Source organism: Paenibacillus thalictri (genome assembly GCF_004307995.1).
GTDB classification, from domain to species: Bacteria; Bacillota; Bacilli; order Paenibacillales; family NBRC-103111; genus Paenibacillus_AF; species Paenibacillus_AF thalictri.
Map to the genome: position 1 here is coordinate 122,458 of NZ_SIRE01000013.1, position 14,226 is coordinate 136,683.

Sequence of the window (14,226 nt, forward strand, 5' to 3'; positions counted from 1 at the left end):
CTTGTCGTTTTTTTCAATCGCGGTTAGGGAACAATTCAGTTTGTAAAGACACGTAAATACCGATAAGGAGTGATCGGCATGCTGCAGGGCGGTTCTTTATTAGGCGGAATTGTTTCCGGAAGCATTACTCAATTGAAGGATACGATAAGTTTGCGCAAAGGCCAGATGAATAAAAAAGAATTTGCCGTGCAAACGGCGGGAAACGTAACGGGGGCCATCGGTGTTATGGCGGGCATTGAATACGGAGCTATCGTCGGTACTTCAATAATGCCGGGAGTCGGTACTGTCATCGGTTCGGTCATCGGCGCTGTGGTTGGCAATAAGATGGGTCAGACGATTGGAACCAAAGCAGGCAGCAGCCTTATGAACAGCAATATTATAAGCAATATATCCCAAGCCGCCGCCAAAGTAACCGACGCGGTATCGGACTCGGCCGCCAAAATGACTGAAGTGGTATCGGAATCGGCGGCTAAAGTAACGGAAGCCGTGTCGGAGACTGCATCTAAGGTCACTGAGGTTGTTACGGAATCGACAGCCGCAGTAAGCCCGTAAGGAGCGTGCGGCTATGCCTAATTCCGATAATGGAAATACGGAAGGCATGATCACTTTTCGCCCCAGCACCACATGGCGTTTGTTTCAAAAGCTGGGGCATCTGTTATTTAGACGGAAATAGCACATTTATCTGCCATGTCGCATACACTGCGGCATTTTTTTTAGTATCGGAGTGTAGCCAAATATCCGGCAGCAAAACAGCGGCGGTTCAGGGATTTTCGCATCCCGTCACCGCCGCTGTTTCATCAGTAGCCATTCACCCGGGTCACAAGATATCCAGGCATTTTCTCTTTTTTACCCGGTAAATTCTTGGACCCATTCGCTGTTATAATAAGCAATTCCGATTTGCGTATAGCTGCTGTTTAAAATATTGGCGCGATGTCCTTCGCTGTTCATCCATTGGTTCATCACTTCCGCCGGTGTCGTTTGGCCTTTGGCAATGTTTTCTCCAGCGGCGTTGTAACTGATCCCATACGACTGCATCATATCAAACGGCGAGCCATACGTCGGGGATTGATGATCGAAATAGTTGTTATTGTACATGTCCATCGCTTTGGCCATAGCCACTTTGTTCAGCTCGCTGCTCATACTTAAAGGGCTTGCACCTGTTTTGCTTCTTTCTTGATTCACCAAATCCAATACCTGCTGCGCAAATTGCGAGGAACCGGCAGGCTGCTGGGCGTTAGTTGATTGCGGCGGGCTCGCGGCAGGCTGCTGCGGGTAGGTCGTTTGCGGTGTACTCGTCGCAGGCTGCTGCGGGTAGGTCGTTTGTGGCGGACTCGTGGCAGGCTGCTGCGGGTAGGTCGTTTGCGGTGTGCTCGCCGCAGGCTGTTGCGGGTAGGTCGTTTGTGGCGGACTCGCGGCAGGCTGCTGCAGATTGGATGAAGGGTTTGCCGGATATTGTGCAGACCCGTTCATATAATTGAACCAATCCGTCCAGTTGGTAGTATTCAAATCGGTTGTGCCGGATGGAGCTTGCTTTATTTTGATCGAAGTTTTTTTGGCGTCCGTCGTTGAAATAGACGACGCTTGGGTTAATGCTTTGGGAGCGGCATTGGAAGACGGAGCCGCGGCATTTGGTTTATTCGCCTGATTGCTTGTACAGCCGGCAGCTGCCAACAGGGCGGCGATGACAATTAACTTTTTAATAACAATACCTCCTTTGAACTAAAGTGCAGAAGTCGAATCGATCAAAGTTTTTGCATAATGGCTTTACTTTATCCCGGATGTGTTGCCCAAACGGAAACGAAGGAAACTTATGCAGAAAATACAGAGTATTTTCACGACCAAAGGTTCTTGATAAAAAATCACTTTTTTGATACGATAAAAACAGACCGGTTGGTATGTTGAGGAGTGATCTGCAGAAATGGATACAAAAGATTTACTAATTGAAACTTCGACCACGCTTTTTCGGCTGAAAGGGTATAAAGGGGTAGGTTTAAACGAAATCTTAAAGGCGTGCGATATTACAAAAGGCGGATTGTACCATCATTTCCCAAACGGGAAAGAAGAATTGCTGATTGCTTGTCTTCAATCTATGAATGAAACCATCACTAACGATATTGTACAAATATTTAAGCGCAATCCGTCCGCTTTATCGGCTTCCCAAGAGATGATTGAAAAATTGATAAGGCAATTCGATCAAGAAGGCACAATCGCAGGATATACGTTCAGCAGCATCGTTAGCGAAATGGCGTCTCTCAGCGAATCGGTCCGGACGGCCTGTTACTCTTTATTTGCGAGGATGCAGGAGATTTATTCGAACAAGCTGGCGGAGGACGGCATTCTAGGAGAAGCTGCGGCTTCGATTGCCCTTATGATGAACGCCTCTATAGAAGGCGCAATTATGCTTTGTATAGCTCGTAAGTCAAGCGAACCGCTCAGAACGGTTTTGCAGGAGCTGCCTAAATTATTAAAGATGCCTTAGCAACAAGTGAAGGCACAATCAATCCGAGCCCGATCATGACCGCCTTTCTTGTGGCGGGTTTTGTAGGGCTTTTTAGTGAAACTTCGCTGAACATCGACTTGGGCGATTAAGCTAATGTTTTCATGTAAGCGCTTCATTAGACGCGAATAATGGTGACGCCACGGTTAATTTGATTTGAAGCCGTGATCCATTTGGCAGCGGGAAAAGCCATAAAATCCAATTTGGTATAACAATATAATAATTGACTTTGGTATAACAATATTATAATATGCTATTAAAGAGTTTGGCTGCGCTTTCAATGGGGTTTTTATAAGTGCATCCGGCTTTTCAAAACGTAAACGAAGAATCGTCAAACGATGGGAGGTCTAATCATGCCACATAATGTAGAGGAAACTGCTTTAGGCTTTGTTCGCACTGTTCTTGGTCCGGTACCGGCTCATGAATTGGGTGTGGTGCTCATTCACGAATCACTTCTTTCTATAGTACCGGGTGCGGAATTTGCTCCTGAAATCCATATGGATAAAAGTGAAATCTTTGAGATCCTCAAACGTAAGCTTGTTGATTTTCGCCGGCATGGCGGGAAAACAATCGTTGATCGCAGCGGTATGTTCCATGGACGGGATATCAAGCTGTACGAGACACTCTCGAGGACGACAGGCGTTCATATCGTAGCTTCCACAGGGCTAGGGCCCGAGCCGATGTTAAGTGGTTACTTTACCACTCCGCAAACGTATCCGCCGACGCCATGGCCTGCACAAAAATTTGCCGGTTTGTTTGCCAAAGAAGTCACCGAAGGGATCGTTGTACCACGCGTTGAACGTTCGAGTTCGGCGGGATTGGTGTCATCGATGGCAAGCCAAAGCGGTATTACGGAAAAAGAAATCAGTCTTTTCCGCGGTGCCGCGCAAGCTGCCCGCGATACTGGCGTACCTGTTTCCGTGCAATACGGCGCAGACGCTGTGGGTGACTTGAATATTTTGATTGAGGAAACGTTGGAGCCTGAACGTATTATTATCGGAGGTCTCGACCGTCTGGACGCGGTGGAACGCAGAGCGGCATTTGACGTTGCAGGACGCGGCGCTTATGTTGCCATAGACCATGTCGGCTGGACGACAAGCGAAGGATATGTCAATGATGAGGATCGAGCGAAGTTTGTCGCGGAGCTGGTTGCGGCGGGTTTTGGCAAACGCTTGCTGATCTCCTCCAATGCGGTCGGCATTGCCAAAGGTCATGCGGCTAAAGAGCTTGGTTTCGATTATCTGTTGTCCAGATTCGTGCCGATGTTACGTCAAGCGGGGTTAACCGATGAACAAGTTCGGATGCTGACCGAAGAAAATCCGCAGCGTGTACTTACCGTTGTTGCAGGAAAAAAACCGGCTGCCGCAGCAGGTCAAAACTAAGGTGAGGAGTGAGTGAACGATGGGTACGGTAAATACGGTTTTAGGCTCCATTGCAACAGAAGATTTGGGAATCGTAGCGATGCATGAGCATATCGGTTTTGGTCTTCCGGGCTGCGACTTGGATACACAATGGTGGAAAAAGCCGGAGGAAGCATTCGAAGTTACCGTGCAGAAATTGCGCCGTTTCCGCGAACACGGCGGCAAAACATTTGTCGATTGCACGGGGATTGGCAATGGCCGTGACGTCGAATATTTCCAGGTGCTTTCTCGCAGAACAGGCGTTCATATCGTCGCTGTTACCGGTTTTGTCGCAGGCGACTCAGCGCTGCCGTATTTCCGCAATAAATCGGTTGAATATTTGACGGACTTATTTATTCATGAAATTACAGTTGGGATTGACGGCACAAGCGCAAAAGCGGGCGCCTTGAAGGTAGGCGTCAGCCGCGGCGGCAAGCTAAACGAGCTCGACAAGCGGATTTATCACGCAGCTGCCAGAGCGGCCGTCAAAACGGGCGTCCCGATCATCACTCATCTGTGTGTAGATGCGGAAACGGCGATCGATATTTTCGATCAGGAAGGATTGCCGCTTGAGCGTGTGCTTATGGGACACGCGGACGACGGGCACTACCTCGATGAACAGCGCGATTCGCTAATTGCAAGCAAAGGCGGCTTTGTAGGTTTTGATACGATCGGCTATGACAGCGAGATGGAAGGCGCGCCATATTGGGCACGTCCGCGCCAGGAGCGTGTCGAGCATTTCCTGCGGTTTCTGGATAAAGGTTTTGTAGAGCGGGCGCTGATTTCGGCCGATGCCAACTGCTGCGCTTTAGGCTGGCCGGGATTAAAAGGCCATTCGGTCAACTATTTGTTCGAAGAGTTTTTGCCGGATCTGCGTAAAGCGGGTGTCGGTGAAGAAATATTTGAACAGCTTCTGGTGCACAATCCCGCGAGAATATTAACGATGCAGGACCCTCGCTAGTCCGGACGGTTTACAGAATAAACGTAGACAGGAGCTAACTAAAACTACATGAGCGGGGGTTAAGGTATGGCCTATATTGTTGGGGCGTATGAGCATCCGACACGCAAAGCGCCGGATAAATCCGTCGCAGCCCTGCACGCCGAATGTGCAAAAGGGGCGTTAGGGGATGCGGGACTCACGCTTGCGGATGTCGACGGCTATTTTTGCGCGGGCGATGCTCCCGGCGGCGCCTTGTCGATGGCTGAATATTTGGGGCTGAATGTATCCCATTTGGACTCTACCGAAATCGGAGGTTCATCGTATATCGCTCACGTCTCACATGCAGCGCAAGCGATTGCTGCAGGCAAATGCAGCGTCGTTTTGATTACGATGGCAGGCCGCCCGCGTTCGGAAGGAAGAAGCGGCGTCAAGCAAAAAGTTGTCGGAGCGGGTGTTCCGGATGCGCCGTTTGAAATTCCTTACGGACCGACGGCAGTGAATGAATACGCCATGGCGGCGATGCGTCACATGCATGAATACGGCACAACAAGCGAGCAGTTGGCGTGGATTAAAGTCGCCGCTTCCCATCATGCGCAGCACAATCCGAATGCGATGCTGCGGGATGTAGTGACCGTTGAAGACGTGCTGGCATCGCCGATGATTGCCGATCCTTTGCACCGCTTGGATTGCTGTGTGGTCAGCGACGGCGGCGGCGCTTTGGTTGTCGTGAAGCCGGAAATCGCCAAAAGCTTGAAGCGCCCGCTTGTCCGTGTGAAGGGCAGCGGCGAAGCGCCGAAAGGGCTTAACGGCGGCCGGGTGGATCTTACGTATTCCGGCGCGGTATGGTCCGGGCCCAAAGCGTTAGCAGAAGCCGGCGTTACGCCTGGCGATATAAAATATGCCTCGATTTATGACAGCTTCACGATTACGGTGATGATGCAGCTTGAAGACCTGGGCTTTTGCAAAAAAGGCGAAGGCGGCAAGTTTGTTGCCGACGGCAATTTAATTTCCGGAGTCGGCAAACTTCCGGTTAATACCGACGGCGGCGGACTGAACAACAATCATCCGGCGGGCAGAGGCGGCATTGTCAAAGTGCTGGAAGCTGTACGTCAGCTGCGCGGAGAAGCGCATCCGCAAGTTCAGGTGAACAACTGCGATCTTGCTTTGGTTCACGGAACCGGAGGCGGGCTGGCCAGCCGTCACGGCAGTGCGACGCTGATTTTGGAGAGGGTGTGAAGTATGGGAACGATGTATCAACCCAGAACGATGACCATACCGGAGATTCAACCCGAACTTAAAGCATATTGGGATGCCGCCGCAGAAGATAAACTGCTCATCAAGCAATGTGATGATTGCGGGCAATACCATTATTATCCACGGCTGCTGTGCCCGTTTTGCATGAGTGAAAAGACGTCATGGCGGGAAGCCAAAGGAACCGGCACGATCTATACGTATAGTGTCATGCGCCGAGAGGTTCCCTATGCGATTGCCTTCGTCACGCTGGACGAAGGTCCGCGGATGATGACTAATATCGTCGATTGCGACTTGGATACGCTGCAGATTGAGCAACGTGTCAAAGTCGTATTTAAGCCAAGCGGCGACCAAGATCAGCCAGGGCCGTCCGTCCCTTGTTTCACTCCGGCCTATCTTGATTAAAGCGCGGGAAGAGAGAGGGACGGCAGGAAAATCAACGATAAACAGACGTCAAACGATCGTTTTTTAAATACAGCAATGGGGTCTGGCGCTGCAAGAGGGGAGAAAATGGAAATGATCATCAAAAAAAATGTGCGTATTCCAATGCGCGACGGTGTGCGTATCGCTGCCGACATATATTTGCCTGAGGGAACGGGTCAAGTGCCGGCGCTGCTTGCGCTCAGCCCGTACGGCAAGGAACTGCAAGCACAGGCGCTTACATTGCCTCCGCAGGCTCGTCCCAGCGTGCTTTGGAACGGCGCCATCGAAGCTGGCGATATCCGCGCCGTAGTCGATCGCGGATATGCCCATATCATCGCGGATGTGCGCGGTACTGGGGGCTCGGAAGGCGAACTGTGCGGAAACTACGATTCCGGCGGCCACGGCGAAGGCAAAGATATTTATGACATTGTCGAATGGATGGCAGAGCAGCCCTGGTGTGACGGCAACGTCGGGATGATCGGCATCTCGTATTTTGCTACCGTGCAAATATTGGGCGCGGCGGAGAACCCCCCGCATCTGAAAGCGATTTTTGTCAACGGCGGGCATTTCGATCTTTACGAATTGTGTTATCACGGAGGCGTGATGTGGATGATGCCGCGGGCTTCCCGCGAAGGACGCGGCGGCGACAGCGGAGTGGCGGTGCGCAACGTAACAAGCAAAAGTTCCAAAGTATACACGCCCGAACAGTTTCAGCAGCGCATCCAGGAGCGGCTGAATGACCCGGATATCGCTCATTGGTCGGATTTGGTCCATCTGCTTCATTATCCGGACCGCCACGAATTGTGGATGGATTATTTATTGAACCCGCTGGACGGCCCGTTCTGGCAGGAAGGACACTGCCTTGATGTGGCGCACAAAGTGACCATTCCCGCGTATTTTCAAGTGAAGTGGGGCCGAGGTTGGACGGTTGACGGATCCATTGAGTGCTTCAACAGAGTAAACGGCTTTAAAAAACTAGACATTCAGCCGCTGCCGCCGATGCAGGAAAGACCTTTTCATGAGTCACATGAAGAGATGTTCAGGTGGTACGACTATTGGCTCAAGGGTATAGACACGGGCATCGTAGATGAGCCAACCATTAACGTATTCGTGGAAGGCGCCCGCGAGTGGCGCGGAGAAGTAGAATGGCCGCTGCCTCATACGAAATGGACGGATTACTATTTGCGTCCCCGACATAAGCTGAGCGCGAAACCGGAGCCGTTATCTTCGCAATATGCGCATCCGGACGGCTTCTATCAGGCGCCGGCAACCGTAACGAGCACAACGGAGTCCGTGAAATGGCAAAGCGGCGAGTTTCTGGAAGATACCGAAATGACCGGCCCGGCGGCATTGTATGTGCATGTGGAAATCGATACGGACGATACGAATTTGATTGCCAAGTTGTACGATGTCGATCCTAGCGGCAAACGCCGGCTTGTGACTTCCGGTTATTTAAAAGCGTCGCATCGCGAATTGGATGAGGCCAAATCCAAACCGTGGCAGCCGCATCATCCGCATACCCGTGCCGAGCCGGTGCCTGCCGGAGAAATTATCGAATATGCGATTCGAATGTACCCGTTCTCCATGTTGTTTAAGGCCGGGCATCGGATCGAACTGGAGCTTTCCTGCAACGAATCCATTGATGAAGCCAATGCCAAGCTGCTTCCGCCGGACAGCTATCATCTGCCATCCGGACGTGCGACAACGCACAAAATTTACCGCGATGCAGAGTACAAGTCACGCCTCGTATTGCCGGTCATTCCTAAACCATTCAGCGTTGCCGGAGATTAGCTGTAAACGATTGTGTTTTGAATTTATGCTCAGGGGTGTACACATGGGAGATTCGGTAAAAGTCATCTCGATTGAATGTAAGTTTGGCCCTATTTCTGCGAATGTCTATTATATTGATGCTCCCGAACCGGCATTAATCGATACCGGCGTCGCCACCTCGGCGGTGCAGGCGATTGAACCGGCGTTGGCTGAGCACGGCGTACGTATGGAAGATATACGCTGGATTTTGCTTACGCACGGACATGTCGACCATCTGGGCGGCGCACGGGCGGTTTGGGAAAAAACAGGGCGGCGCGCGGAGATCGTGATCCCTAAAATAGATGCCGAGCTGCTGCGCAATCGCAATACGCATATAACCGATTACAAGCAGCTTCAAGGCAAATACTTGGCTCCGGACATACAGGAAAAACATATCGCGATGTTGCTGCACGATATCGGTGAAGATTTGGAGCCGACAATTGAGGTTGCGGGAGGCGAACGTCTATCGCTTGGCGGCGATGTATCGGTAAGTGTCGTGCCTACTCCCGGACACTCTCTCGGATCGGTTACTTTTGTGCTAGACGGACTGGACTACGCGTTTGCCGCTGATGCCGTGCAGATGTACGGTGGCGCCTTAAGTGGGATTCCTACTATCGAATACCCGGCGCTTTACCGGAAAAGCTTGCAGCATCTTATCGAAGTAGTGCGTCCGAAGCGGCTGTATTTAGGCCACCGTTTCCGTAATGCCGAAGGCGAGATTATCGCTCCTCAGCTGGAAGGAGCTGCGGTTGACTCCGCCCTGCAAGCAAGCCTTGAGATGGATGTGAGGTTAGCCGAAGTGGTGAGACGCCATCTATCGGGCGATCTGCAGTCTGCGGATTATGACGTTGGACGATACGGACCGTATGGGTCGATTGCGGAGGAAATTGGATATACGGGAGATCCTCGAAATTTGCCTTGTGCGTTTTTTGTGACGATGAACGGCTACAGGGACGAACTGCTGAGTAACAAGTCATAATGGAGAGAGGGGCTCTAAATGATTCGGAAAAAATATGATACAATGGAACAAGCGGTTGCCGACATCCATGACGGATCGACTTTGCTTGTCGGCGGTTTCGGAGGAAGCGGACTGCCGTCTAAGCTTATCGCAGCTCTTGTGGAACAAGGGGCTCGCGATCTGACGGTTGTGTCGAACAATATCGGAGCGGTTAGCGATGGCGTCGCGGCACTGATCAGCAACAATCAAGTGCGTAAAATCATTTGCTCGTTTCCAGTAGGTCCGCATGCTAACGACCTTATCGATCGCCTTGCAAACGGGACGATTGAGCTGGAAATTGTCCCGCAGGGCACTTTGGCGGAACGCATCCGCGCAGGCGGAGCGGGTATCCCGGCTTTCTACACGCCGACAGGTGCGCATACCGAGCTGAGTGAAGGCAAAGAAACACGTGAATTTGACGGCCGGGTGCACATCTTGGAATCTGCCATCAAAGGCGATTACGCTTTTATTAAAGCACACCGGGCAGACCGTTACGGCAATCTGGTGTTCCGCAAAACACAACGCAACTTTAATCCGGTGATGGCAACGGCTGCGCAAGTGACCATTGCCGAAGTGAGCGAAATTGTGGAGCTGGGCGACATCGATCCCGAATCGGTTGTGACACCATGCATCTTCGTACATCGTTTGGTGCAAGATGATGCCCCGCATGGGGAGGTGTTCGCAAATGAGTAAAGATCAAGCTCAGACCATAGGATGGTCGATGAATGAACTGGCTGCCCGGCTGGCTGCGGACTTGCAAGACGGCTGGTTTGTGAACCTGGGGATCGGGCTGCCGACGCTTGTAGCGGATTTTATCCCCGAAGGTCGGGAAATTCTTTTTCACAGCGAGAACGGTCTTCTCGGACTCGGTCCGAAGCCTGCGCCGGGCGAAGAAGATATGGATCTCGTCAATGCAGGCAAAGAGCCGATTACGTTAAAACCCGGCGGTTCCTTCTTCTCGCAAGCGGAATCATTTGCCATCGTGCGTGGCGGCCACTTGGACGCTTCGGTGCTTGGCGCATTCCAGGTTTCGCAGTGCGGCGATCTCGCCAGTTGGAAGCTGCCCAGCGATCCGCTTGGACGGGTCGGAGGCGCTATGGACCTAACGGTCGGCAGCAAACGCGTTTTCCTCTTCATGCAGCATTGCACGAATAAAGGGGAGTCCAAAATAGTGGAGGAATGTACGTATCCTCTGACGGCGAGCCGTTGTGTTAATCGGATATATACCAACTTGGCGATCATTGATGTGACGGATGAGGGGCTGGCCGTACAAGAGCTTGCTCCCGGCGTAACCTTTGAATACGTGCAAGCAAACACGGCGGCTCCACTTACAGATGCAGTTCAACAAGTCAACTTTTGATAACAAAGCTTTGATCACAAAACAGCAGCGGAAGCTTATTCGACGTCGAATGTTGCATCCACCGTCCTGTGAAGGATAAATTACGATTCTAGGGGTAAAAGAATGACGAGAGCGACCAAAAAAAATAGAATTGACCGAAATTCGCCTATTCCCATTTACAAACAAATTAAGGAAATTATTATTGAGGAGCTGAAAGCTGCCGATAGCGAAGGGCATCCTGCCATCACCGAAGGAGAACTGACCCGCCGGTTCCATGTCAGCCGGGCGCCCGTACGGCAAGCGCTGAAAGAGCTGGCCGATGAGGGGTACGTGTATCGGGAGCGGGCCAAGGGGACATTTCCCGTACAGGAGCTGCCGGTGCATCCTCCCAATCTGGAATTAGGGGGACTAGTCAGATATTTCCGCGAACAAGGCATGGATTGCAATTCACGAATCCTCGGCTTGGAGCGTATTGTGCCATCAGACGATTTGCGAGAGCTCCTTCGTTTAAACCGGGAAGATAAAGTATTAAGAATTTCTCGATTAATCTATTTGACAAACCGGCCTCTCGCTTGGACACAAACGTATTTGTTCGTGACAGAAGATTTTCAACCGACGGTAGATGAGCTTGAAGAGATGCAAAGTGTGTTTCTGCTGCTTGAAAGCGAATTGGGCATTTCCATCACGCGGGGAGACCACCAAATTTCGGCGTCGGGCGCTAATGAAGAAGAAGCGGAAGTGCTGGACTTTAACATCGGCGATCCCGTTCTTGTTATAGAGACAAAGTTGTACACGCGGAATAATCAGCTGATCGGCTGGAGAAGAGCCGTAAATATCCCTGACGATTACAAGGTTTCTTTTACAGTGAATCGTTGAAATTAGGCATCTTTCGAGGGGAACGTTAGACATGTCTGACAGCGGATAAACTCCTTGGTTCGGAATGGAATTTGGGAGTTTGTTTTCGCTATGGAAATCCATTGATTCGGGGAGCAGACCGGATATTGTCTTCTATTTGAGACTGGGGGATTATTAGTATGCCTAAACTAAATATTTCGGATATTGTGAATGAAAGTAAATTTAACCGCTTTCATATCGGGTTATTGATTAGCTGCTGCGTGATCATTATTTTTGATATGTTCGACCTTGTGATTTACGGTTCCGTCATACCAATCCTTCTGAAGGAATGGTCGATATCTCCCATTCAAGCTGGGGCTATCGGCAGCTACGGTTTTTTCGGGATGATGGTCGGAGCTGTCTGTTTCGGGATTTTTGCTGACAAATTCGGAAGGAAAACCGGACTTATTTTAAGCGTTATCTTGTTTAGCGTGTTTACGTTCTTCTGTGCATTTGCGCCTGGACCGACATCGTTCTCGATTTTTCGCTTTATTGCCGGAATAGGGATTGGCGGTGTTCTGCCCAATGTCATTGCTTTAATAACCGATTACACACCAAAACATTTGCATAACCTGATGATCTCGATCGCTTTGTGCAGCTTTTCGATAGGCGGTATTGTTGCCGGGCTTATAGGGATCTACTTTATCCCGCTAACAGGGTGGCAAAGTGTTTATTGGGCGGCAGCGCTGCCGATTCTGTTCATCCCCTTTATGCTCAAGTATTTTCACGATTCGCCGGCTATGCTGCTGGCAAAGGGACGAATCGCCGAGCTGCGTGCCGTGCTTTCCAAAGTGAATAACAAGATCGCATTAATTCCGGATATGGAATTTGAAACGAATTACACTAAAGAATCCGGTTCCCCGGTAACGGCATTGTTTAAAAACAACCGCGCTTTAGGTACTGTGATGATCTGGATTGCCTTCTTTATGTCTTTGCTCATGTACAACGGCTTAACAACTTGGTTGCCCAATCTGATGTTTAAGGCCGGTTATCCACTGGGCTCCAGCCTGAGTTTCTCGATTGTTTTAAATATCGGGGCGATTATTGGAACGTTAGTTCTTGGAAGGCTTGCCGATAAGCACGGAGTTAAAAAAGTGCTTGTCCCGATGTTTATCGTCGCTTCGATTTGCTTGGCAATTTTAGGTTTTAAATATAACATGATCATTTTATATGTGCTTGTTGCTATAACCGGCGCGTGCACCATGGGAGCTCAGAACATCTCTTATTCCATTGCGGCGCAATATTATCCTCCGTCCATGCGCTCTACGGCTGTAGGGTTTGCTTCGGGGATTGGAAGAATTGGCGGGATTATCGGCCCGACATTCGGAGGCATATTGGTAGCATTGAATTTATCTTTACAAATGAATTTTCTTTCATTTGCGCTACCGGGTATTTTAGCGGCCATTGCATTTTCGCTTGTACCTTTAAAGTTTGATTCCAGTCAACATGTTCCTCTGCCAACGGATACAAATACGGAAGCTGCCGGTAAATAGCGGCCATTTAAATATTCTAAATATTCAGAATACAACGAAAATATAATGAAAACGGGAGGAGACACGTATGAAAGCGAAATCGGAATTACGGGTAGTGATTATTGGCGGCGGTATCGCCGGGGCTGCTGCTGCTGTAGCTTTAAAGAAAGAAGGCATCCGTGCCGAGGTTTACGAGCAAGCGCCAGAGTTAAAAGAGGTCGGTGCCGGCATCGGATTGCGTCCGCCAACGATCCGATACATGAAAGATTGGGGGATGTACGGAGATATTGAAAAAGTAACCACCCATACCGACTATATGGAGCTGCTGACCGGTGACGGCGATGTGTACCATAAGGAACGATGGCCTGTTTTGACAGACAACCCGGAGGAACGGTATGCACGTTTTGTGCATCGCGCAGACTTGTTGGACACTTTAATTGCGCAATTGCCACCTGAAACCGTCCACTTAAATCATCGCTGCTCATCTATTACCGATCATGGTCATTATGCGGAGGTTCATTTTGAAAACGGCCATTCGGTGGAAGCGGATTTGGTGATTGGCGCCGATGGAATCCGTTCTGTCGTCCGGTCCAAAGTATTTGGCGACAATAAGCTTGTTTATTCCGGATACCATGCGTATCGTACGCTGATTAACGAAGAACAATGTCTAGGTCTTCACTCAGCAGATAATAATTTGCGTATTTTAATTGAAGGCAAAGTGCAAGTGTATTTGCTGCCGTTGCAGCTTCGCAAACAAGTTTCGTTAGATATTACGGCCCCGTCGGCGGATTTCTCTTTGAGACCCGTGGTAACCAAACAAGATCTTGTCGATTCGGTCAAAGAATATGGTTCTACGATGATTCAAGTGGTAGAAAATTTGAATATCGAGGATTTTACATGCCGTCCGTTATATGATTTTGATCCGCTTGAACGCTGGAATACAAATTGTGTGACCTTAGTCGGAGACGCTGCGCATGCGATGCTCCACAATATCGGGCAAGGCGCAAATATGGCGCTTCAAGATGCGGGAGCGTTAGCTGTAGCGTTATCTGAATCCGGCACGATTCCCGAAGCTTTGCAAAAATACGAAGCGCGCAGAAAACCGCTTACCTCCAAATATCAAGAGTTATCCCGCCACTTTCCGACTCGTGAAATGGAAACCGTTTTCACGGAGAAAGATTATTATTAATCCAGCATAAGGCTG

Annotated in this window: 14 protein-coding genes; 13 read left to right on the forward strand and 1 reads right to left on the reverse strand. The window is 50.1% G+C overall.

From position 1 onward, the window contains the following. Nucleotides 1–78: 78 nt before the first annotated feature. Nucleotides 79–552 (forward strand): glycine zipper domain-containing protein, encoded by a 474-nt coding sequence (locus EYB31_RS19180; RefSeq protein WP_240762588.1) that lies wholly within the window; start codon nt 79–81, stop codon nt 550–552. A gap of 294 nt (nt 553–846) precedes the next feature. Here EYB31_RS19180 and EYB31_RS19185 read toward each other — a convergent pair whose 3' ends face one another. Next, nucleotides 847–1,671, reverse strand: coding sequence for a CAP domain-containing protein (locus EYB31_RS19185; protein WP_240762589.1), 825 nt, complete (start codon nt 1,669–1,671; stop codon nt 847–849). 247 nt (nt 1,672–1,918) lie between these two features. Here EYB31_RS19185 and EYB31_RS19190 point away from each other — a divergent pair, with 247 nt between their 5' ends. From EYB31_RS19190 to EYB31_RS19245, 12 genes are all read left to right on the forward strand, one after another. Beyond that, nucleotides 1,919–2,479, forward strand: coding sequence for a TetR/AcrR family transcriptional regulator (locus EYB31_RS19190; protein ID WP_131015023.1), 561 nt, complete (start codon nt 1,919–1,921; stop codon nt 2,477–2,479). A gap of 371 nt (nt 2,480–2,850) precedes the next feature. Continuing rightward, nucleotides 2,851–3,879 carry a phosphotriesterase family protein gene (locus tag EYB31_RS19195; protein WP_131015024.1) on the forward strand — a complete coding sequence of 343 codons (1,029 nt, stop codon included), beginning with the start codon at nt 2,851–2,853 and terminating at the stop codon, nt 3,877–3,879. A gap of 19 nt (nt 3,880–3,898) precedes the next feature. After that, nucleotides 3,899–4,858 (forward strand): phosphotriesterase family protein, encoded by a 960-nt coding sequence (locus tag EYB31_RS19200; RefSeq protein WP_131015025.1) that lies wholly within the window; start codon nt 3,899–3,901, stop codon nt 4,856–4,858. Nucleotides 4,859–4,924: 66 nt separating this feature from the next. Beyond that, on the forward strand, nt 4,925–6,073 hold the full coding sequence (locus EYB31_RS19205; RefSeq protein ID WP_131015026.1) for a thiolase domain-containing protein: 1,149 nt from the start codon (nt 4,925–4,927) through the stop codon (nt 6,071–6,073). Between the two features lie 12 nt (nt 6,074–6,085). Then, a complete protein-coding gene (locus EYB31_RS19210; protein ID WP_165452491.1) occupies nt 6,086–6,493 on the forward strand; it encodes a Zn-ribbon domain-containing OB-fold protein in 408 nt (135 codons plus the stop codon). Between the two features lie 111 nt (nt 6,494–6,604). After that, complete coding sequence (locus EYB31_RS19215; RefSeq protein ID WP_131015028.1) at nt 6,605–8,302, forward strand: CocE/NonD family hydrolase; 1,698 nt, start codon at nt 6,605–6,607, stop codon at nt 8,300–8,302. Between the two features lie 43 nt (nt 8,303–8,345). After that, nucleotides 8,346–9,299, forward strand: a complete 954-nt coding sequence (locus tag EYB31_RS19220; RefSeq protein ID WP_131015029.1) for an MBL fold metallo-hydrolase — start codon at nt 8,346–8,348, stop codon at nt 9,297–9,299. Between the two features lie 18 nt (nt 9,300–9,317). Next, nucleotides 9,318–10,010, forward strand: a complete 693-nt coding sequence (locus tag EYB31_RS19225; RefSeq protein ID WP_131015030.1) for a 3-oxoacid CoA-transferase subunit A — start codon at nt 9,318–9,320, stop codon at nt 10,008–10,010. Then, nucleotides 10,003–10,677, forward strand: a complete 675-nt coding sequence (locus tag EYB31_RS19230; protein ID WP_131015031.1) for a 3-oxoacid CoA-transferase subunit B — start codon at nt 10,003–10,005, stop codon at nt 10,675–10,677. Before EYB31_RS19225 ends, EYB31_RS19230 begins: the two co-directional genes overlap by 8 nt. Nucleotides 10,678–10,779: 102 nt before the next feature. Beyond that, complete coding sequence (locus EYB31_RS19235; protein ID WP_131015032.1) at nt 10,780–11,532, forward strand: GntR family transcriptional regulator; 753 nt, start codon at nt 10,780–10,782, stop codon at nt 11,530–11,532. A 158-nt stretch (nt 11,533–11,690) separates the two neighbouring features. Next, entirely contained in the window at nt 11,691–13,043 is a 1,353-nt protein-coding gene (locus tag EYB31_RS19240; protein ID WP_131015033.1) for an MFS transporter, read from the forward strand. Nucleotides 13,044–13,110: 67 nt separating this feature from the next. After that, on the forward strand, nt 13,111–14,211 hold the full coding sequence (locus EYB31_RS19245; protein ID WP_131015034.1) for an FAD-dependent oxidoreductase: 1,101 nt from the start codon (nt 13,111–13,113) through the stop codon (nt 14,209–14,211). Nucleotides 14,212–14,226: the final 15 nt, after the last annotated feature.

Coding starts and splice junctions, on each gene's coding strand:
- EYB31_RS19205 (WP_131015026.1), top strand. CDS start 4,925: ATGGCCTATATTGTTGGGGCGTATGAGCATCCGACACGCAAAGCGCCG.
- EYB31_RS19195 (WP_131015024.1), top strand. CDS start 2,851: ATGCCACATAATGTAGAGGAAACTGCTTTAGGCTTTGTTCGCACTGTT.
- EYB31_RS19220 (WP_131015029.1), top strand. CDS start 8,346: ATGGGAGATTCGGTAAAAGTCATCTCGATTGAATGTAAGTTTGGCCCT.
- EYB31_RS19245 (WP_131015034.1), top strand. CDS start 13,111: ATGAAAGCGAAATCGGAATTACGGGTAGTGATTATTGGCGGCGGTATC.
- EYB31_RS19210 (WP_165452491.1), top strand. CDS start 6,086: ATGTATCAACCCAGAACGATGACCATACCGGAGATTCAACCCGAACTT.
- EYB31_RS19190 (WP_131015023.1), top strand. CDS start 1,919: ATGGATACAAAAGATTTACTAATTGAAACTTCGACCACGCTTTTTCGG.
- EYB31_RS19180 (WP_240762588.1), top strand. CDS start 79: ATGCTGCAGGGCGGTTCTTTATTAGGCGGAATTGTTTCCGGAAGCATT.
- EYB31_RS19200 (WP_131015025.1), top strand. CDS start 3,899: ATGGGTACGGTAAATACGGTTTTAGGCTCCATTGCAACAGAAGATTTG.
- EYB31_RS19240 (WP_131015033.1), top strand. CDS start 11,691: ATGCCTAAACTAAATATTTCGGATATTGTGAATGAAAGTAAATTTAAC.
- EYB31_RS19235 (WP_131015032.1), top strand. CDS start 10,780: ATGACGAGAGCGACCAAAAAAAATAGAATTGACCGAAATTCGCCTATT.
- EYB31_RS19225 (WP_131015030.1), top strand. CDS start 9,318: ATGATTCGGAAAAAATATGATACAATGGAACAAGCGGTTGCCGACATC.
- EYB31_RS19230 (WP_131015031.1), top strand. CDS start 10,003: ATGAGTAAAGATCAAGCTCAGACCATAGGATGGTCGATGAATGAACTG.
- EYB31_RS19215 (WP_131015028.1), top strand. CDS start 6,605: ATGATCATCAAAAAAAATGTGCGTATTCCAATGCGCGACGGTGTGCGT.